The sequence below is a fragment of the Haloarcula hispanica ATCC 33960 genome (assembly GCF_000223905.1).
Classification (GTDB): Archaea; Halobacteriota; Halobacteria; order Halobacteriales; family Haloarculaceae; genus Haloarcula; species Haloarcula hispanica.
Map to the genome: position 1 here is coordinate 416,385 of NC_015943.1, position 19,148 is coordinate 435,532.

Here is a 19,148-nt window from a genome sequence, read left to right on the forward strand (position 1 = left end):
AGAGTGGAGCTGCAGCCTCTGCTGCCCTCTATCTCACTCGGTAGTCTCGCCGAGTATCTCCCGAGCCTGAGATTCAAGCGCGTCAAAATCGATCTCCTGATTCGGGTTACAGGTGATTCTCACTCCGCTTCGGCCACTGCCCCGCATATCCTCTTTGACTGCAACCGACTCGGCATCGATCCCGAGTGCATCCGCAATCTCCGCAGCGTCAAGCGACGCCGTATCGACGTCGTACAGGTCGATGTGGAACAGCGTCCGCTTCGTCCGGATCGCGGTGCGACGTTTTCGGCCCTTGTTGAACGCGACGTAGTGCTTCTGCCCCCACTCCGGCCCGTTGAGGAACTCCAGTTCCTGCAGCGCGGCTGTGACGTCTTCCAGCAAACCGGCTGTTTCCTCATTTGAACGCTCGTTGAGGTGCCAACTCTGTCCGTCCTCCTTCCACGGCTCGTCAGAGGTGTCGGGACTTACGTCCGTCACGGTGTGTTCTGGTGTCGGGATCGTCTGCTCTGCGTCAAGATACAGCCGGTCGCCGTCCTTGAGGAGCTGGAACTCGATGACGGAGATGTCGATCGATCTGTCGCTGAGCCACCGGAGCACGATGTCCAGCCGCTCGCGGACGGATTCACCGACGAAGACGATTCGCTGATCCTGATTGAGCGTGTAGTCCTCGTTGCAGAACTCGTCAAGCACCTCGGTAAACGTGGTTTCCTCTTCATAGAGCGTCCGACCCCACGACGTGGACTTGAACTTCTCGAACTGGTCGCGGAGTTTGGAGTAATCCCAGTGCGAGGTGTAGGCGGCGTACTTGAGTCCCTGAAAATCGACCTTCGGCTTTAGCGCGCCTCGTTTGAGTTCGATAGCGACCACGTTAGCGTCTCGGTCGATGGCGAGAAGGTCGATGCCATCGCCGATCTGCTTTACAGAGACCTCCCGTCCGACCAGTCGAAAGTCCTCTCCGAGGATGCTCTCGGGACTATTGATAATCCACTCTCGGAGGTCATCCTCACGAAATCCCTCTTCCTTCAGGGAGACCGTTTCTAACGTGGAAACGTCTTCCTTGTCCCCGACTCTAAGCATGATGTCGAGATAGAATCACAGACGCATGATAATCCTTTGGAGCCACCAGTAACAATGGGAGAGAATTTGGACGGGCACGTCGGTTCGACCGTGATTACGGCCCTGTGTTGCGTAATTGCGAATTGAATATAAATGAATTCGGTGTTTTGCAACACCAGACCGTCAGTCGAGCGACTCGATCACCATCACAGAGCCATCCGGTAGTTCATCCATGGTCTCCCGAATCCGTCGCAGCTGCTCGTCAACACCGTCGAGCAACTGCTCGGCGTCTTCGACCAATTCACCCACGCGTTCCTCACTCGGCGGGCTGGTTCCCTCTACTGCATTGACGACCTCTTGGGTGAGATCGTGGTCGGGATACTCGGACTGCAGTTCGCTGGCGAGTTCCTCGAGTCGCTCGTCTACCTCGAAGGGGTTCTCTGCCGCATCGAGGAGTTGCTCTACATCGTCGACACTCGGCGGCTGCGACCGGCTGAGCATCTCGCTCACGTCGGCCGTGACTGGGTGATTCGGATGGTCTTCCGCGAGTCGTTTCGACGCGTCCCGGAGTTGCGACCAGAGCGAGGCCTCGCCACCGGATGTTTCGAGGAGCCGCCGTGCCCGCTCGTACCGCTTGGCCTGCTGGACGACCGTCGGGTCGACGAGGGCTTCCTCGGAGAACGAGTCACCCCGCCACGCCGTCTCGAAGAGATCGTAGAGGTCGTCGATGGTTACGCCGTCGAATTCGACGGCGACGCGGTCCGCGGTTTCCTTGCTGCTCCCGTCGTGTGCGTAGAGCCACGTCGCGAGACTGGACACCACGCTCTCGGGCTCCTCGTCCGTCGGCGGTCCGCCCGTGATGCGTTCGTACTGCGCACGGACGACGGTACGCCTGTGTGTGTCAGCTTCTTCGAGTAGTGCTCGAAGCCGGTCGGCATCTGGCACTTCGTCCCCGCCGATGACTGCTTGCATCTCCCCCGTAATGTCCGGACCGGGGTAGCGCCGCTTCATCTCCACTGTCCGCTGGCTGAACTGCTCCCAGAGGGACTGGCCGTCTTCGCTCGGCTGGAAGAGCCCGCTGGCCCGAGCGAACCGCTCGGACTGCCGTTCGACCGTCTCGGACGCGAACGCATCCGTTTCGAGTGATTCGCCCCCGAGTGCGGGCTGGAGCGCCGTTTCGAGTTCGTCCAGCGAAGCGCCGTCGCCGAACTCCCTGCTGACACCTCGCAGGACGCGTTTCACCAGCACGCTGTTCTCGTCAACCCACTCGGCTAACGCGGAGAGCCACGCGTCGGGGTCGGTCCCGTCCGGCTCATCGCCGATCAGCGTCTCGACGGTGTCCCGGATCTGCTCTGGATCGATCTTGCCTATCGACTCGAAGCGGATCTGTATCTCGGTCAGGTTCGTCTTGTTTCTGACCGCCCGTCCGATCTCCTCCGGTTCGGTAATGTACTCGTCGTCCCGCCGGAGTGCGATCTCGTTGGCCGTAGCGAGCGTGATCAGCAGTGCCGAGATCGACTCCTGGGGCGTCCCGCGATACGCGCCGCCGCGCTGGACAGTCTGGGTGAGCACGTCTTCGGCACGAAGCGACTGGGTGTCCGCGTACTCGTCGAGGAATTCCTGACACCGGCCGTCGGCGAGTTCGGCGCGGTCTGTATCCACCCCGAGCGTGACAGCGTCCTCGCTCGTGAGCGGCCAGTCGGCGACACCGCGGAAGAACTGTGCCATCCGCCTGGCGTCGTCGACTTCCGTGATACCGTTCGTCAGGACGAACCGCGTTCCGCTGAACACGGACTGGACTTCCGTTTGAACGACCTGCTCGAACGCGTCCTCGTACCGCCCTCTCGTCCCACCCGTCCGGACGTAGACGTCCGCTTCTTTGAGCTGCTCGCGAATCGTCGATTCGAGTGCCCGCTGTTCGTCGCGGTGATCGGACTCAAGGTCCGGATAGGTATCCGTCTCTTCGGAGAGCACTTCCTGCATCCCCATCACGTCCCGCAGGCGGTCGATTGTCGATTGCTGTAGACTGACGGCGACGAGGATATGCTCACCACCGTCACGGCCCTCGTTTGTTGCCTGCCACGCAGTAACCTGGTCGCTGATCTCGGCGTCGCGGTTCGCGACCAAGCGCACACGAACGGCGTCGAACTCCGGCGTCGGTGCTTGCTCGATCGGGTCTAGGACGGAGTAGCCGAACCGGAGCGGGACTTTGCGCTCTCCCTCGAAATCCACCTCGTGTCGACTGCCAGCAGAGAGCAATCGATCGCTGCCCTCCCGGATGGAGTTCTCCAACTTGGCCGACAGCCGATGCGACGGAATCTGCCGTGCGCGAGTCTTCGCCCGCGTCAGGATGTCCTCCTGTTCCTCGGAGACCAGCAGGTACTCCTCGTCGCCGCGGTCGTTCGTCTCCGTCAGCACCTTCCGATCCTTGAGGAGGGCAGACAGCGCCGATTCGACATCGTCTCGGACGGACTCGAACGACTCGTCGGTCGACGTGACCATCAGTCGGGCGAGGTTCGCCGGCGTCGACGGCACCGCGGACCGAACCTGATTCAGCAGGTACAGCGCCTTTGCCACCCGAACTGAGAACGAGTTCTCGTCGCCGCCCGCCGAGGGGACGAGCTTGTTCTCGACCATCTCCTGTACCCAGAGCGGGACGTACGTCGTCTCCTCGACCAGCAGGTCGTACAGTTCGTCCCATGTGACGAGAGCACCGACCCGCTTGTCGCCCCACTCGAACCGCGTGAACAGCGAGCGGACGAGGATGAGCAACGCCCGACCCTGCACGTACTCCTCTTCGGTCACGCGTCCCCGCGGCATCAGTTGCTGAATCACCGTCCGGAGCAACCCGAGGTCGTACTCCCGGAACGGGTACGACTCGACTGCGTCCGGATCGGCCCCGGCGATATCTGTGTATGCGTCGAGTGTCAGGTCGGGCATCTCCCGGAGTGCGGTCTCGACGGCCTGTCCGCCCTCGACATCCTTCTGCAGCCACCGTTTCCGGACGATGATCTCGGTGTCGGCACCCTCCAACGGTTCCTGGGCACCGTACCACGGTTGCTCCGTGACTTCCGTATCGTCGAACTCACCGTGAATACGCTCGATCGGATACTGTCCAGTCCCGATGACCGGCGGGTTAGGCCCGACGCCGAGCTCGGTCAGCGCTTCCATCGTCTCCTGGAACTCCCTGTAGCGATGGCGGCCATCGCCGATGAACAGAGCCACCTCGTCGAGCCCGATCAGCAACTCCGTCTCGGTCTCCGGCGTGCTCAGCGACGCTTGCGCCGCTTCGATGCGCTCGACGAGATCGGCGGAGTCGAACTCACCGGGATCGACCTCCTCGATGGCGTCGTCGATCGACTGCTTGACCTCCGCCCGAGACGCGAACGGCGAGTCATCGAGCGTCGGAACGGCGTCGTAGAGCCAGCTCCGTAGCGACGCCCGCTCGTCGTACACATCCTCGAACGTCTGGCCGTCGTGCTCGACTTGCTGTAGCCGCTCCCAGCAGTCACCGTGGTTCATGTCGAGCTGCCACGCCCACTCGAGCAGCCAGTTCGGATCAGTCGGATAGCCGAGTTCGCGGCCGATCGCCTCGTAGATGAGATACGGGAGCGGCGGCTCCTGTGCTGCGTCCCGGTTGAGGAGGTTCAGGAACACGGGTTTCAGCCGGTCGACGTGCGAGTCAGCGACGCTCTGTCGGAACGACTGGAACCCCGGCCACCTGTTCGCCAACTCTTCGCCGAGATCGGTGAACTCCGATTCGGTATCGGCGGCGAAGCCGATGAGTTTCAGGAGGTGTGTCTTCCCCGACCCGAACGTCGCGGAGATGTAGAGGAAACGCGGTTGCTCGTGTGGATACTTGTCGACGAGGTCCCCCAGCGTGGTCAGCACGTCGCGAGCGCTGTCGGTCTCGTAGAACTCGCGAACGTCGTTTTCGGCCTGCGCTCTGGCGTTTACCTTCTGGACCTCTTCGAGTTCGCGAGTCGGTGATTGCTGGAAGATGTCGTGAATGTGTGTGTCGCTCATTGGAGATGCACCCCCTCAACCCGGCCTTCGATCTGGTGGGCCGGGTAGTAGTTACGCGATTCCTCGCCGAAGAAACTCAGCTTCCCACCGACGATATCTCCGGGGAACGGAATGCCGATAGTCGACTGGACGTTGCGACGGTCGAGTTCGTCGAGGAGCTCCGACGCACGCGTGAACGGGTAGAGGCTGCCGAGATGTGTGAGGAGGACGACGTGTCGCTGCTCGCCCGGTGCCTCGATCCTATCGAGCATAATTCCGACCAGTTCTTCCGCTAGCCGGTCTTGCATCGTTTCGGTGATCGTCGCTGGTTGGCTGTGCTTCCCGAGGTCAACTGCGAGTTCGAAGACTTCTGTTTCGACGAACACCTCGTCTAACCGGAGGATCTGGACGGTTCCGTCGTCCGGGAACTCCTCGGTTCGGTGCGGGTTCGTCGCCCACTCGGTGAGCCGTTCGGCGACGCGTCGCTCGTACTTCGGCTGGACGGGAACGATGACGAACGGGTTTCGGATGCCGCGTCGCCCGTCGGCGAACTGTGCGATCCGATCCGTGAAGTCCCGGAAGGGACGTTTTGTCGTCATCGGATAATAACCCCCGTTTCAGTCCGTTCGACACTGAGGTCGTGGTGTTCGACGAGCCGTTCCAGTTCTGAGTCAAGCGATTCGCGATCCGACGGGAGCACCCCGATCGCCGTGACGTCCGCGGGAGACTGCTCCCCAACGAGTGTCTGTAGCTCTTCGAACGTCGCTCGTAAATCGCCGATGTCGCTACCGGCAACCACGGCGAGAGGGTCGTTGTCGAGGAGTGCGTTCGTTGCCCGAATGAAGTCGTCAGCTTCGGCGTTGGTCGTTCCGCCAGTCACCGTCGACACTGCGTTCGAGACGTCAGCGTACCACGATGCGGCGCGGCGGAGCGGTGTGATGTATTCACTCTCGAAAGCCGGCCGAACGTTCGATTCGAACTCGCTCAGGGGCTGGATCCACGGATGCGCCTGTAACTCGTCGACGAACGCATCGACCCCGGTTTCTTCTCGGAACGAGTCCCACGCGGTCCCGATCGCGTCGTTGAGCGCCGGTGCGGTGGTTTGGGCGTCGTTGAACCGATCCCACCCATCGTGTGTCCACCACTCGCCCTCGTAACCGTCGATACTCCCACGGAGCGTCTGGCTGGCCGTGTCACACTCCTCGGTCAGCCAGTCGTACGACTGCTGGGCGAGCGTTAGCTGCGCGTCGATTCGTGTGAGCGCGGGCAGGCGCAAATTCCACACCTCCTCGGCGTCGTCGTACCATCCCTGTGCGTCGTTGGTTGCTTCGACGACTGCCGCCCAGTCGGTATTGCGTGACTTGACGGCCTCTCTTCGGTCGATAGCGCTCTGCTGCTCGGCTTCGAGCGCCCCCGCGAACGACTTGAGGAGGGTGCGAACGGCTCGCGTTTGGATGTCACTCTCGGCGACCAGTTTGACGTCTTCTACGAGACTCCCGAGTCGACCCGCGAGCGTGTCGTTCGCGGACTGGAGCCTGACGATTCCGTCCGGTATGGTCTCCGTCGAGTCGATGAAGCCGCCCTCGCGGAGAATCCCTCGGACACCGCCACTCCCCGCGATCTTGAGACGCGTCGTCGTCAGTTTGTTGAGGTCGATGACGGCGTCGAGTTCGAGGGAGTCGCCCGTTTCGTCGACGGGCAGGAAGTCCCCCTTCCGGCAGAGCCCCCAGATAATCGCACACAGCGCCGGGCGAGCGTCCTCGTAGATCGGCTTCTTCTTCACGATGCCGTCGAGGATCGTCGCCATCGCGAGGTTCCCGCCGCGTTGCTTCAACTGTCGGCCGGTGAAGGCGCGTACGTTGTTCTGGATCGACCCGCCGTGCGTTTCGGGGTCTTCTGTCGCGACATCGATCTGCCGGGCCCACGCAGGGAGCGGGTCCTGGGCGGAGAGTCTCTGGAGCTCCTGTAAGTGTTCGTCGCCGACCTGCAACATTACGGGATGGAAGTCGTCGGGATAGGTGACGTCGAGATACTCCTCGACTCCCGAGCCCATGCCCCCGATCTGGTCGCCGCGATCCTTGACGTCGAATGCCCCGCTATCGAGAGCCCCGACGAGCTTGCTCTGAACGCGAGCCGCGCGATCGGAGAGATCTCGTTCGACAGACTGTGGGAGTGTGTGGTCTCCGACGGCATCTCTGAGTGACCACCACTCGATGAGGCTATCTCGGAGGTCGTCGAGCCCGTCTTGACCGATCGTCCATTCGAGCGGGTCGCCGTCGTGGTCGACGTCTGTCGCCGCAGGTGAAATACCTCTGACGGCGACCTCGACATCGAGTGCGTCCGCAGCGTCGACGGTCGTGTCGAGTTCTATCCCGTCGATACTGAACCCGTAGCGAACGGGGTACTGCTCGCCAGTCTCTCCGTACTCGGCCGACGTCGGGAGCGAGAGGTCACGCACGATGTCGTCCCAGAGATACCCGTCCACGGCTTCGATGATGGACTGCCAGTCCGGGTTGTCGAGGTTCCGCTCTGCGGCTTCGATGATCTCGCGCTCTTCCGGATGCGTGAACGCGTACTTCGGCCCGGTTTCGTCGTGCGTCGGACGGATGAATTTCCGAAGCCGCTGGAGCGAGTCCTCGACGCGGTTCTCCATCTGGAACTGGGTCGGGCCGTCGAGGTCGCTCAACACGGCGACTGCGAGATTCCGCTCGGACATCGGAATCGTGTCCGGGATGTGCTGGAGGAGCAACACGGCCTTCGCGACAGCCACGTCGATCTCCTCCAGTTCGCCTGCCTCGTGTTGTTCCTCGATCTCCTCGATGACTCCCACGTCCTGTGGCGTAATGTCATCGAGTTCCGGCTCGATGAGGTCGTAGAAGTCGACAAGCGAAATGACGTGAGTCTCGTCGCCGGCCTCTAGCCACTCTTGCAGGAGGCCGTGAACGAGGGCCAGAATCGCCCGTGCGGTTCCCGAGAAAATCGACTTTGCCGGATCGTGGGCCTCCTGCCGGAGGTTCGAGAGAATTTCGAGAAACAGCGGTGGCTGATACGGGAGGAACGGATAGAACTCGATGAGACGCTCGCGATCGATGTTGTCGAGCGGTGGTTCGGTGTTCTGTTCGATACCGGAGTACACGAGCAGTGTCTCGGGCTCGTTGCTGGTACGGTCGAGGACGCGCTCCGTGTCCTCCCTCCCGGCTTCCGACTTTTTGAGTAGCCGTTGCGTCGATATTTCGCCGACGTGTCGGCTCGGCAGGCCAAACCGATGCGGGAACCGGTCCTTGACGATGCTGAAGTCGGCCCCGCGAGCCGCGAACTGCGGCTGGACGTCCTCGATTTTGGCCTGTGCCGTCGCCACCAGTTGGATGTCACCGTCGCCGGTCTCGTCGACGCTCTCCGCGAGCGTCTGCAACTCGGTGAGGCGGTCGAAATCCGTCCCGATGAAGAGACTGACCTCGTCGAGCAACAGCACGAGTTTGACCGGGCGGCCGAGTTCCGCTTCGCGATCGCTCCGCAACTGTTCGAGGCGCTCGACCATCGCCTGTGGGTCGAGATCCGACGGCATCAGGTCATCTAGACCATCCGCCGTGCCGGTCTCCTGCTCGAAGAGTGTCGGGAGAACGGCGTCGGCTAGAGCGTTGTACTGCTGCACGTCCTCCCAGTTGTACTTCTCGGGGCTGTCAACCGTACCCCGGAGTGCCGTGTGGGTGTTGGCGGTCCGGTCGGCCCACGCGTCGGTCGTCCGGTACCAGTCCTCGAAGAAGGCAACGTCGAGTTGCGAGGAGAGCCCTCCCTCTGCACCAGTGAGCCGTTCCGACGTGTGGGCGCTTCGGAGGACGATCTCGCTGAAGCTCAGTTTCTTCTGGCCCTGATGCTTCAGGAGGTTCACCGAGACCGGAATGACCTCGTATTCCTCGTGAATCGATGACCACGTTGACTCGAGCGTCTCTAGCGACCGACCGTCGGGTAGCCGTTCCCAGACATCGTCCCGCTGTCGCAGCCATTCGCTGTCAAGAAGTCCGCGGAGCACGCTGAGGAGGTGGCTCTTTCCGCTCCCGTAGTACCCGTAGAGCCAGTAGTTCGCGCCTGACCGCATATCCTCGGACCGACCGAGTAGCCGTGAGAAGAAGTCGGATATGAACTCCTCGGACTCCTCCGTTACGTGGTAGGTGTCGATCGATTCCAGCCGATGATCCCGCCCGTCGTCTTCGCGGTCGATGCGCACGGACTCCTCGAAATCGCTCCCGACGTCGGCAGCGAACCAGCCCTCGTCCGTCACACTTCGCCCTCCCACGGTTCAGCCCAGCCGTACGTGTCATCGACCGGCTGGAGTCGCAACTCACCGTGAATCCCGCTCGCTTCCCAGTTCGGATCGTCGCTCACGCGTTCGGCCAGGGCGTCCCAGTACTGGTCCGGCTGGAAGAGGTAGAGCCAGCCGGTCGGCTGGGAGAGCCAGTCGTCGCCGTGGATCTCCCACGAGTAGCCTGATGCGACGAGTAACGGCGTCGACCCGAGGTTTGGGATCTGTCCCTGCAAGGTCTGTTGTGTGTCGAGAACACCGATATCGCGCAGCACCGACCGGAGCCCCTCTCCCCACCGTCGCGTCGTCGATTCAGCATAGTCAAACTCGCTCCCGTCCTCGTAATGGAACTCGCTCAGGAGGCGCTCTATCGTCTCCTGCTCGAATCCCAGCCCGTCGACACCGGACTCCTGCAGGCGGTCGACGTATCGATGTACCGTGTACCTCACGAGGGGATCGTCTTCCAGCAAATAGAAATACAACACCTGCGCTTTGTCACGCACCGTCTCACACCGGTCGAGTACAGAGGGGAGCTGGACAATAGAGGGAAGTTCGCTGCCAGCGGTCTTGAACCGCGAACTGAGTGCGCGGTAGATGCCCTTCGAACTCCCACGCGTGCTGCGCTCGTCGAATCGCTCTTCGATCCACTTCTCTTCGACAACCGTCCAGTCCCGATGGTGGGCGTACAGTCGAGCGAGCGTCTCCGCTCTGTCAACGAGAAGCCCGCATCTAGTAAGAACCATCGTCACTTCGTCGTCAGAAAACGTCGAGTCGAGCGACGGTAGAGAAACACCCCTCCCGTCGGTGCGGAGAGTCATATATCATCTCGAACCGGCCACACCACTTAGTTGATAGGGAAAACCGAATCGGAGGCGTCCGGTAACCCGGGTGTTCGACCGTCGGTTAGCAGGGCACGTCTTCGGCTGGGTCAGGGCCAGTCTTGGATATCTGTAGCGCCCACACGCCGGACCGCTTCTGTTCTACGGCCACCCGTGGCGGTGCCGAGGTGAGATCTTCGAGGGCTCCGCTGACGTCGCCCGGACGGGTGTCCGTCACGAGATGGAGCGACTCGCCGGGAGCGAGCGCGCCGAACTCCGCGCGAACCTGTTCGATACGCGCCCGGTCGGGGACGCCGCGGAGGTCGAGCGCAGTCTCGGGAACCGTCACCGTCGTCCGGTCCGCAAGGGCTTCGCGTACGTCCTCGCCCAGGTCCCGAAAGGCTGCTGGGACGTCTCCCTCGGTCGAGCGAAGCGAGTCGTCGATGGGGAGCTCCGCGAGTACGTCCGCACTGAGGTCGGGGTCGCTGCCGAACGGCGCGTGGTCGTCGCCACAGGTGGGACAGGTGAACCCGGCCATGTTGACAACGGCTCCGAGTACCGGGACGCCCTCCTCGCGGAACAGCGCCGTCGAGCGCTCCGTATCGCTGGCCGCGGTCGGAAACGGCGTCGTCACGAACACCGCGCCGTCGACGGGGAACGACTGCAGCGTCGTCAACACGATGTCGCCGGTCCCCGGCGGCAGGTCGAGCACCAGCGTGTCGACGTCCCAGGCGGCGTCGGTCAGCAGTTCCTCGACAGCCTCGTGGGCCATCGCGCCGCGCCAGGCCATCGGTTCGTCGTTGGCGATCAGGCCGACGCTGACCACCTGCAGGCCGTCGACCTCGACCGGCTCCGCCCGGCCGTCCCCGGTCGAGCCGAGTGGCCCCTCGATGTCGAGTAACTCCGGCGTGTTCGGACCGTACACGTCGGCGTCGAACAGGCCGACCCGCTCGCCGGACGCGGCCAGTCCGCGCGCCAACTGGGTCGCCACGGTGGTCTTGCCGACGCCGCCTTTCGCGCTGGCGACGGCGATGATTTGGTCCACACCGGGCACGACAGTCCCGTGGTCCGGCTCTGTGATGTCCGTCTCTATGTGGACCGCCTCGACACCGCCACACTCTAGCACTACCGCCCGCATCCGGTCGGCGAGCGCGTCCGCCGTGGCAGGGTCCATGCCGGACAGCGCCGTCTCCACGCTGACGGTCCCGTCAGTGGTAGCCACGGACGCTACCAGCCCCGCGGCAACCACGTCCTCGTCACTCTCGGGCGTGGCCACAGTCCGAAGCGCGTCCCTGACCGCGTCTTCCGTTGGTTCGGGCTGCTCTCCGGACATATTACCACGTCTCCCCGTGTTCGGTTTCCGGTTCGGGACCATCGTCGTCGTCCATCAACGTGCCGCCGTAGGGGCGGTAGTCGATTTCGAACACGCTGTCGATACGCTCTATTAGGTCCTCGCGCCTGGCGATGATCTCAGTATCGAACTCCGCGGCTTCCAGGGCGTCGACGAGGCCGTCGTCGTCGAGCCGCCCGTCGCCGTAGGCGGCGGCGACGCCGTCCCGGAACGTGTCGGCGTTGCGCCGACACCGCAGCCCCTCGTCGATGTCCGTCTCCGCTTCGCTCCGGTCCCCGTCCAGCGGGACAGCCTCGAAGTGCTCGATGGCCCGCCGGTCGAACTCGGCCGCCTTCGAGAGCACCTCGGTCGCCTGTTCGATGGGGGACAACTCCGCCCAGGCATCCCGGGCGACGGGCGCGACCATCGTGTCGACGATGTCGGTCCAGGTCGTCGCTCGCTCGGGGTCCTCCAGCGCCTCGGCGACGAACGCACCGACGTGGTCCTCCGGGATGGTCATGCCCAGCGACGACTCAAGACCGCCGCCCTCGTCGGTTTCTGTCTCGTTCCCGTCCTGTTCCGCTGCCGTGCCGGTCGAGTCGAGTTCGTATGGCATCGTCAGGTCCTGTCCTCCGGGTCGGTGTTCAGATCGCGCCGGGGCTCGAACCCGGGCGCGCCGCCGGGGGCCGGTGACCCGCTCCCGGATCGGGCCGAGTCAAAGGAGCCGGCGGGGTCGTAGCCATCGACGGACTGCTCCGCGGGCGTGTCCGGCCCGCTACCGGGGGCCGACGGCGGCCCGATTTCGACATCTAGCTCCTCGGGGTCGGTCCCGCGAGCGCTCGCGAGCGCCTGTTTGGCCGCGCGGGCGACGTCCTCGCTCTGGTCGGTCACGCCGTGGGCTTCGAGCGCCTGCTCCGCGCGGTCGGTCGCGAGTTCGCCGAGGCTCTCGGCGGCTTTCGCCCGGGCAAAGGCGTTCGGCTCCCGGGCCAGCATCGCGGCCAGAATGCGTTCGGCCTCCGGCACGTCCTCCGCGACGCCGCCGAGGAACTGCGCGGCGTACTCCCGGACCGCCGGATGGGGGTCGGTCTTGATACACTCGACCAGCAGCGGCTGGTCGGCGTCGCCGCCGGCCCGCGAGAGGGCGACGACGGCTTCGGCCCGGACCCACGGTTCGGCGTCGTCGAGCGCCTGCCGGACGACGGCCGGCGCGGCCCCGGCGACACCCAGCGCCTCGACAGCGAACTGCCGCACTTCGGGGTCGTCGTCTTCCAGTGCGCGCTCTCCCAGCGCGTCAATCGTTTCCCGGTCGAGGCCGGACTCGGCCGCATCCACAAGTGCGATGGCGGCGTCCTGCCGAGTCCGGACCTGTGGAGCGTCGAGTGCGCTTCGGACCTCTGTCTCGGTCTCGCCCGGCGTCCGACCGCGTGCGCTCCAGTTCTCGTAGCTCATCGCGCTAGCCTCCAGTAGAGGACAGTCCAGCCGGCGACCGTTGCCGCGATGAGTGTCCCGAGCGACGTGTACAGCGGGTTGCTACTGCCGCCCGAACCGCCGTCGCCGCTACTGGAGTCGCCGCCGCTGGAACCGCCGCCGCTGGCGGCGCTACCTGAACTCGAACTGTCCCCGCTGCCGCCGCTCTCGGGTGCCGTGAGTTCGCCCGATTCAGTGTCGAGCGTGCTGTACTGCATCGTCAGTGACTTCTTGCCGTTGACCTCGTCGCTACTCCCGTTCCAGACGGCAAAGGCGAGGTACATCGTCTCGTTCTGGCGGAACGCCGCGTCATGCTGGCCCTCGCCGGTGTGTTCCCGGACGAAGACGACGGACCACTCGTCGCCGTTGCGAGTCCCCTGTGCGTTCACGTTCTGCTGTGGCGCGTTGCTCAGCGACCCGTAGCCGGCCGCGTAGTAGTTTTGGCCGTAGTTTTCGTACTGGCTCTGTGATAGCGGGTTCCCGGCCGCACGCCCCGGTTTGGTCTCCTCGTCCGGGTGCGGGTAGGCGTACATATCGTTGCTCCACTCCGCGTTCTTGTCGTTCCCGTACTGCCACTGGGACCGCCAGTACCAGATGTTGACCGGGTCGCCGCCCGCGCCCATCGTGATCGGCGGTTTCTCGCCGCTGTGGAGCATAACGGCCGCCGCGTCGCTGTAGTTCTTCGGCGACCGGATGTTCGTGTCTTTCGTCGGGTCCGTCCAGGTCAGCCGGAAGGCGACGTGGGTCTCGTTGGTCAGCGCCTGCACCTCCATCTCGTCGACGCTCCCGCCGCCGTAGGGGACGGCCATCTGCTGTTTCGACAGCGAGACGGTCCGGGACGGAGCCTCCGACCAGCGGTCGCTCTCGGCGGTCTGGGGCACCTCGTCGGTCGCGACCAGCGGTTGCTGGCCACCGGTGACGGCCGCCGCGACGGCCATCTGTCCGGCGACCAGAAGCGCCATGACGACTGCCGTTGCTGTCGTCGCCCGGCGGGCCGCCTCGTAGTCGAGTTCAACCATCGGCTCTCACCCCCGTGCCGGGCGAGACCGGATCGGGATGGCTCGCCTCGTCGAACTCGACCAGGGCCGCCGCAAGCCCCGCGGCGGCGGCGTAGACGGCGCTCGCCTCGGGCACGTCTCGGTCGGAACTGCCGTCGCCGTCGACGGTCTCCCGGACCCGATGGGCGAACGCGGGGACGAAGTCACCGAGGTGCTCGTCTAACACCGTTGCACCCGCACGAGCGAGGCGGACGGCCGTCTTGTCGTCGCCGCCGTCGAGGGCGACCGCCCGCTGTGCGGCGAGCACCTGTAGCAGTTCCAGTTCCACGGTGACGTGGTCGTGGCGCTCGTCGAACTCGTCGCTGATTTCAAGGCCGAACTCCTCCAGCAGGCCGACGACCGTGGCGATGCGGCGCTGGCTCTCGTTGACCTCGTCGCCGGTAGTGTAATGTGCTTCGTAGGGGACGACTGGATACGTGCCGCCGTCGCCCGGGAGACCGAACAGCCGATTGTACGCCGGTTCGAGCGAGTCGCGGTCGACGCCGTCCAGCGCGTCCAGCAGCGCCTCGACCTCGCTGTCGAGCCCGAGTTCGACCCCGGCCTGTCGCACGGCGTCCTGTACCGCCTCGTCCTGTAAATCGGCGACGACGGCCTCATCGGGGTACTGGAAGACCGCCGCGGCGAACCCGTACAGTGCGGCGCGTCGCGTGTGGTGTTGTGGCGTGTTCTTCATTGTACGCACCTCAGGGTTGGTTCGTCCACTGTTCGCCCTCGCGGACCTCCATGGGCTCCTCGATGGGCACGTCGACGACCTTCTCGCCGTTGCGGTCCCAGCCCTTCACGCGGTTCTCCTTGACGTTGTAGGTCTCGATGAGCCGCGTCGTCGCGCCGAACAACTGGAGAATGCCAAGCACTTCGTGGCTGGGGTTGCGAGCCCGCTCCTGGACGATGCGGACCGACTCCTCGTAGGTGTCGCCCGGCCACTCGTTTTCTTTGACCTCGGTGTTCGGCGTGAACATCTGGGTCAGGAACTCCGGCGGGACGTGGTACGGCGGCATGTAGAACACCTGCGGCTGGGTCCCGAACTGCGGGTACAGCGGCAGGGCCACCTTCTCGTCGGAGTGGACGAGGTAGTTGATCGGCGAGCGCCCCGACGCGGCGGAGGATTTGCCCCCTGCCGGCCCGGCGTCCGGCCCGCGGTTGATGTTGCCGTGGAGCCGCGTCTTCCCAATGCAGGAGGAGACACACCGCGGGACGTTCCCCTCCTCGATGCGGGGGTAGCAGCCGACCGGCTTCTCGGTGACACCCGTCTCGGGGTTGTACATCGGCTTGTGATACGGACAGGCCTTCACACAGCGGCGGTAGCCGCGACACCGCTCCTGATCCAGCAGGACGATACCGTCTTCCTCGCGCTTGTAGATGGCCTTCCGCGGGCAGGCCGCCAGACAGGCCGGGTTCTTGCAGTGGTTACAGAGCCGCGGGAGGTAGAACTGCCAGATGTCGTGGTACTCGTCGTTCTCCAGGTCGGACTCGACGACCTCGCCCTCGGGGTACTCGCCGTGGACCTGATCGTCGCCCAGCGCGGGGTACTCCCAGGCCTGCTTCTCGGCGATGTAGCCGTGGACCTTTTCGCCGTTGTCGGCGGCGTCGAAGATGGTCTGGTCGGCCTCTAAATCGTCGAGCAGCCGCATGTCCCATCCCATCGGGTAGCCGCCGTAGGGCTCGGTTTCGACGTTCATCCACCACATGTACTCCTCGCCCTCGCCGCTGGTCCAGGTCGACTTACAGGCAAAGGAGCAGGTGTTGCAGTTGATACACCGGTTCGTGTTGATGACCATCCCCCAGTGGTAGTCCCGCTCTTCCTCGCGGTGTTCGTAGGGATAGCTGTGCTCGCGGCCGAGTTGTGGGTTGTACGTTTGTGCCATCAGTCATCGCCTCCTGGGGTCTTCCTGCTGGTACTGCCAGAGCCGCTACCGCTGGGTTGCAAGGACCCGCCGATGTAGTCCTCGACGAGGTCGTCCCGGCGGGCGTCGCCGGGCCACCAGTCCGCTTCCTCGTACTTCTCCACGTCCACGAGGTCGTCCCGGTTGGTCCCCGTCGGAGCCCACACCGTCTCCTCGTAGCCGTGCTCCAGTTCTGCGCCGTGCCAGGCGATGTCCTCGTCGACGATGTCGGAGACGTTGGGGTCGCCGAACACCGCCTTGTGGACGAGGTCGTCGGTCTCCTGCAGCGGATCGAGCCAGATGTTGGTGATCGTGTTGTACCCCTTGACGCCGTCCTCGTCGGCCTCGTCGTCGGGGAAGTGCTGGGGCCACCAGCCGTGCCACAGCGTCAGCTGTCCCATGTCGCCGGCCGACCGCGGGCGCTGACGCTCGCTGACCATCGCTCTGACGACGAGGTCGCCGCGCTTGCCGGTGATGCGGACGTAGTCACCGTTCTCTACATCGATGTCTGCTGCGTCGCTTGGATGCATCTCGACGAACGCTTCACCGAGCGGCGCGACGTCTTCGGACTCGCCGTCCCCGGTGGGGAACGAGAAGTCATCGACCAACCGGTCGGTCCCCTCCGGGTCGCCGCTGACGCTGCCGAAGTCCCGCGAGGCCCAGATGAGGTTCCAGTCCGTCATCCCCCACGAGGAGTGGGTCCGGTACTTGGGGTGGGGGGTGTTGTAGTAGAACTGGTTGCCCTCGTCGTGATACAGCGGGTTCTCCTCGTCCTTGGCTTCGTCCCACTTCTTGTTCACGCCGTAGGGAGTCCCCTCGACGCTCTCGACGTGGTCGATGTCGTCCCGACCGAGTTCGATGAACCGGTCCTCCTCCTTGTGGAACTCCATCCGGCCGGTCTTCGTGTAGAACGGTCGGTCTTCGTGGACCTGCGAGTAGAACGGAATCCGCGGATAGGTCTTGAGGTCTAGCCGTTCCGGGCCATCCTCCAAGTCCTCGACGTCGATGCTCTGGGTCGTCATCCCGCGGTCGAAGGTCTCTTGGATGTAGTTCTTGACGTCGCCGTCTTCCTCCAGGAACTCCTCGAAGTACGCCCGGTAGGAGTCGACGTTTCGCTCCTCGGGCGGAATCTTCTCGTCCAGTTTCTCGGCGACCATCGCGACGGCTTCCCCGTCCTGTTTGGTGTCGTAGATGGGGTCCATCACGCCGTGGTCCATCTGGACGAACGGGTTCTCCGGCCCGATGGTGATGTCGGGGTACTCACACTCCAGCCAGGACGGCACCGGGAGCACGATGTCGGCGTGTCTGGCGGAGTAGGTCATGTGCATGTCCGAGACGATGAACAGGTCGTTCTCGGTGTCTGGGTGTTTGACGAAGTTCTCGATGACGTGCTCCTGATGTTTGGTCTGGTTCAGGAGGTTGCAGTTCATCGTCCACAGGATCGACGGCTTGGACATCGTGTACGAGCCGGCGTTCTTCGGCATCACCGGCTCCTCGGCGTCGCCCTGAGGGACGAGGTCCATCTCGCGGTCGAAGTCGCCGCGAATCTCGTGGGGGTCGAGTTTCTCGCCGCCGAAGAAGGCGAAGGCGTAGCCCGGATACATCCCGTGGGCGGCGTTGCCGTCCGGGTTGACGTAGTGGGGGTACCCGTCCAGCAGTTCGATCTTGTACTGGCCGGAGTAGTTGTAGTACCCCTGGCCGGCGTCGCCGATGTTGCCCAGCATCGCCTGGACGAGGAACACCGCCCGCTGGAGCGCGTCGTTGGAGTGGAACCAGTGGTTGATCCCCTCGCCGGTGAACCACTGGCCCTTCTCGGCGTCGGCGAACTCCCGCGCGGTCTGGGCGAGCTTGTCCGCCGGAATCGTGGTGATCTCCTCGACCGTCTCCGGGTCGTAGTTCTCGATGATGTTGTCCCGCTGGCGGGCGAAGTCGCTCCTGACGGCGACAGTCGAGCCATCGGTCAGTGCCACCTCGCTGTCGACGTCTAGCTGTGGCGTGGTCGGCATCTCCTCGCCGACCTCCTCGCGGGTCATCGCTACGGGCTGGCCGTCCTCACCCAGCACCACGAAGTCGCCCCAGTCGTTGTGCTCGTGCTGCTCGTCGATGTCCTCCGCGGGCGGTTCGACGTCCTCGAACACCTCGTGTGCGCGAAGGTATTTGCCTGTGTCCTCCCGGATGAGTAGGGGAAGACTCGTGAACTTCCGCATGAACTCGGCGTCGTACAGTTCCTCGGCCATGATGACGTGGGCCATGCCGAGGGCGAACGCCGGGTCGCTCCCGGGGCGGATCGGCAGCCACCGGTCACACTTCTGGACCGTCGGCGAGTAGTCCGGGTAGACGCCGACCATCTTCCCACCGCGCTCGCGGGTCTCCTGCAGGAAGTGGTTGTCTGCGAGCTTGTTGTGGATGAGGTTCTTCCCCTGGATGATGGTGTAGTCGGCTTTGCGCCAGGCGACGGCGTCAGAATCGGATGTCTGGTAACCAGTGGTGATGACGTGGCCCGGCGGCAGGTCGGCGTACCAGTCGTACTCGGTCCACTCACAGCCGCCGAAGATGGACGCCAGTCGGCGGCCCGAGCCGTGCCGGGTGAACAGTCCATCTGCCTTGATGGCGTTGAAGATGTGGAACCGCTTGTTGTCCTCTAAGTTCGCCATCTTCTCGGCGATGAGGTCGATGGCCTCGTCCCAGGAGACGCGCTCGAACTCGTCCTCGCCGCGGCCCTCGGGGTTAGGGTCCTCGGGGTCCCACCCCTTGCGGACCATCGGGTACTTGATGCGCGACGGCTCGAACGTCCGGCGGTGCAGGGAGAGCCCCTTCATACAGCCACGGGGGTTCCAGTGCTGGCTGACGCCGGCGTCCTCGTAGCCCGACGGGCCGACCGAGGGTTCCTCGTTGTGATACACCTGCTCGGCCCGTATCGGGACGCCGTTTTTCATGTAGAAGTTCAGCGCACACGACTGGGTGCAGTTGGGGTGACACACCGTCCAGTCCACCTCGTCGTAGGCGTAGATGTCGTGGTACACCTGCTCCCAGTCCCGGTTCGGATAGGATTTGAGCGGGTTGTCCACGCTCGTTATCGGTTCCGTGGACTGTGTCGCGCCCCAAGCACCTTCGGCGAGCGCGCCGACCGTCCCTGCGCCAGCCGCGGTCAGGAAGTCCCGCCGTGACAGTTTCACCGGACATCACTCCGTTGGACAGCGCGTATCTGCATACGTGGGACCCACGGCCTTT

General features: G+C 64.1%; 12 protein-coding genes. All 12 read right to left on the bottom strand.

What is annotated here, in order from left to right:
• Positions 1 to 33: 33 nt before the first annotated feature.
• Positions 34 to 1,077 (bottom strand): PDDEXK family nuclease, encoded by a 1,044-nt coding sequence (locus tag HAH_RS17025; RefSeq protein WP_014030940.1) that lies wholly within the window; start codon positions 1,075 to 1,077, stop codon positions 34 to 36.
• Between the two features lie 162 nt (positions 1,078 to 1,239).
• The gene (locus tag HAH_RS17030; RefSeq protein ID WP_014030941.1) at positions 1,240 to 5,082 is read right to left on the bottom strand and encodes a hypothetical protein; all 3,843 of its coding nucleotides are present in this window, start codon (positions 5,080 to 5,082) and stop codon (positions 1,240 to 1,242) included.
• Positions 5,079 to 5,660, bottom strand: a complete 582-nt coding sequence (locus HAH_RS17035) for a BREX protein BrxB domain-containing protein (protein ID WP_014030942.1) — start codon at positions 5,658 to 5,660, stop codon at positions 5,079 to 5,081. Before HAH_RS17035 ends, HAH_RS17030 begins: the two co-directional genes overlap by 4 nt.
• Positions 5,657 to 9,340, bottom strand: coding sequence for a hypothetical protein (locus tag HAH_RS17040; RefSeq protein WP_014030943.1), 3,684 nt, complete (start codon positions 9,338 to 9,340; stop codon positions 5,657 to 5,659). Before HAH_RS17040 ends, HAH_RS17035 begins: the two co-directional genes overlap by 4 nt.
• The gene (locus HAH_RS17045; RefSeq protein WP_014030944.1) at positions 9,337 to 10,179 is read right to left on the bottom strand and encodes a DUF1819 family protein; all 843 of its coding nucleotides are present in this window, start codon (positions 10,177 to 10,179) and stop codon (positions 9,337 to 9,339) included. The genes HAH_RS17040 and HAH_RS17045 overlap by 4 nt, the downstream gene beginning before the upstream one ends.
• Before the next feature lie 85 nt (positions 10,180 to 10,264).
• Complete coding sequence (locus HAH_RS17050) at positions 10,265 to 11,512, bottom strand: P-loop NTPase (protein WP_014030945.1); 1,248 nt, start codon at positions 11,510 to 11,512, stop codon at positions 10,265 to 10,267.
• Position 11,513: 1 nt separating this feature from the next.
• A complete protein-coding gene (locus HAH_RS17055) occupies positions 11,514 to 12,125 on the bottom strand; it encodes a hypothetical protein (protein ID WP_014030946.1) in 612 nt (203 codons plus the stop codon).
• 2 nt (positions 12,126 to 12,127) lie between these two features.
• The gene (locus HAH_RS17060) at positions 12,128 to 12,958 is read right to left on the bottom strand and encodes a HEAT repeat domain-containing protein (protein WP_014030947.1); all 831 of its coding nucleotides are present in this window, start codon (positions 12,956 to 12,958) and stop codon (positions 12,128 to 12,130) included.
• Positions 12,955 to 13,995, bottom strand: coding sequence for an ethylbenzene dehydrogenase-related protein (locus HAH_RS17065; protein WP_014030948.1), 1,041 nt, complete (start codon positions 13,993 to 13,995; stop codon positions 12,955 to 12,957). Before HAH_RS17065 ends, HAH_RS17060 begins: the two co-directional genes overlap by 4 nt.
• Positions 13,988 to 14,707 carry a TorD/DmsD family molecular chaperone gene (locus HAH_RS17070; RefSeq protein WP_014030949.1) on the bottom strand — a complete coding sequence of 240 codons (720 nt, stop codon included), beginning with the start codon at positions 14,705 to 14,707 and terminating at the stop codon, positions 13,988 to 13,990. The genes HAH_RS17065 and HAH_RS17070 overlap by 8 nt, the downstream gene beginning before the upstream one ends.
• 10 nt (positions 14,708 to 14,717) lie before the next feature.
• Entirely contained in the window at positions 14,718 to 15,899 is a 1,182-nt protein-coding gene (locus HAH_RS17075) for a 4Fe-4S dicluster domain-containing protein (protein WP_014030950.1), read from the bottom strand.
• Positions 15,899 to 19,093 (bottom strand): molybdopterin-dependent oxidoreductase, encoded by a 3,195-nt coding sequence (locus HAH_RS17080; RefSeq protein WP_014030951.1) that lies wholly within the window; start codon positions 19,091 to 19,093, stop codon positions 15,899 to 15,901. Before HAH_RS17080 ends, HAH_RS17075 begins: the two co-directional genes overlap by 1 nt.
• Positions 19,094 to 19,148: the final 55 nt, after the last annotated feature.

Bases quoted from the DNA above. Each gene is read 5' to 3' on its own strand.
- HAH_RS17025 (WP_014030940.1), bottom strand. From the start codon at position 1,077: ATGCTTAGAGTCGGGGACAAGGAAGACGTTTCCACGTTAGAAACGGTC.
- HAH_RS17030 (WP_014030941.1), bottom strand. From the start codon at position 5,082: ATGAGCGACACACACATTCACGACATCTTCCAGCAATCACCGACTCGC.
- HAH_RS17035 (WP_014030942.1), bottom strand. From the start codon at position 5,660: ATGACGACAAAACGTCCCTTCCGGGACTTCACGGATCGGATCGCACAG.
- HAH_RS17045 (WP_014030944.1), bottom strand. From the start codon at position 10,179: ATGACTCTCCGCACCGACGGGAGGGGTGTTTCTCTACCGTCGCTCGAC.
- HAH_RS17050 (WP_014030945.1), bottom strand. From the start codon at position 11,512: ATGTCCGGAGAGCAGCCCGAACCAACGGAAGACGCGGTCAGGGACGCG.
- HAH_RS17055 (WP_014030946.1), bottom strand. From the start codon at position 12,125: ATGCCATACGAACTCGACTCGACCGGCACGGCAGCGGAACAGGACGGG.
- HAH_RS17060 (WP_014030947.1), bottom strand. From the start codon at position 12,958: ATGAGCTACGAGAACTGGAGCGCACGCGGTCGGACGCCGGGCGAGACC.
- HAH_RS17065 (WP_014030948.1), bottom strand. From the start codon at position 13,995: ATGGTTGAACTCGACTACGAGGCGGCCCGCCGGGCGACGACAGCAACG.
- HAH_RS17070 (WP_014030949.1), bottom strand. From the start codon at position 14,707: ATGAAGAACACGCCACAACACCACACGCGACGCGCCGCACTGTACGGG.
- HAH_RS17075 (WP_014030950.1), bottom strand. From the start codon at position 15,899: ATGGCACAAACGTACAACCCACAACTCGGCCGCGAGCACAGCTATCCC.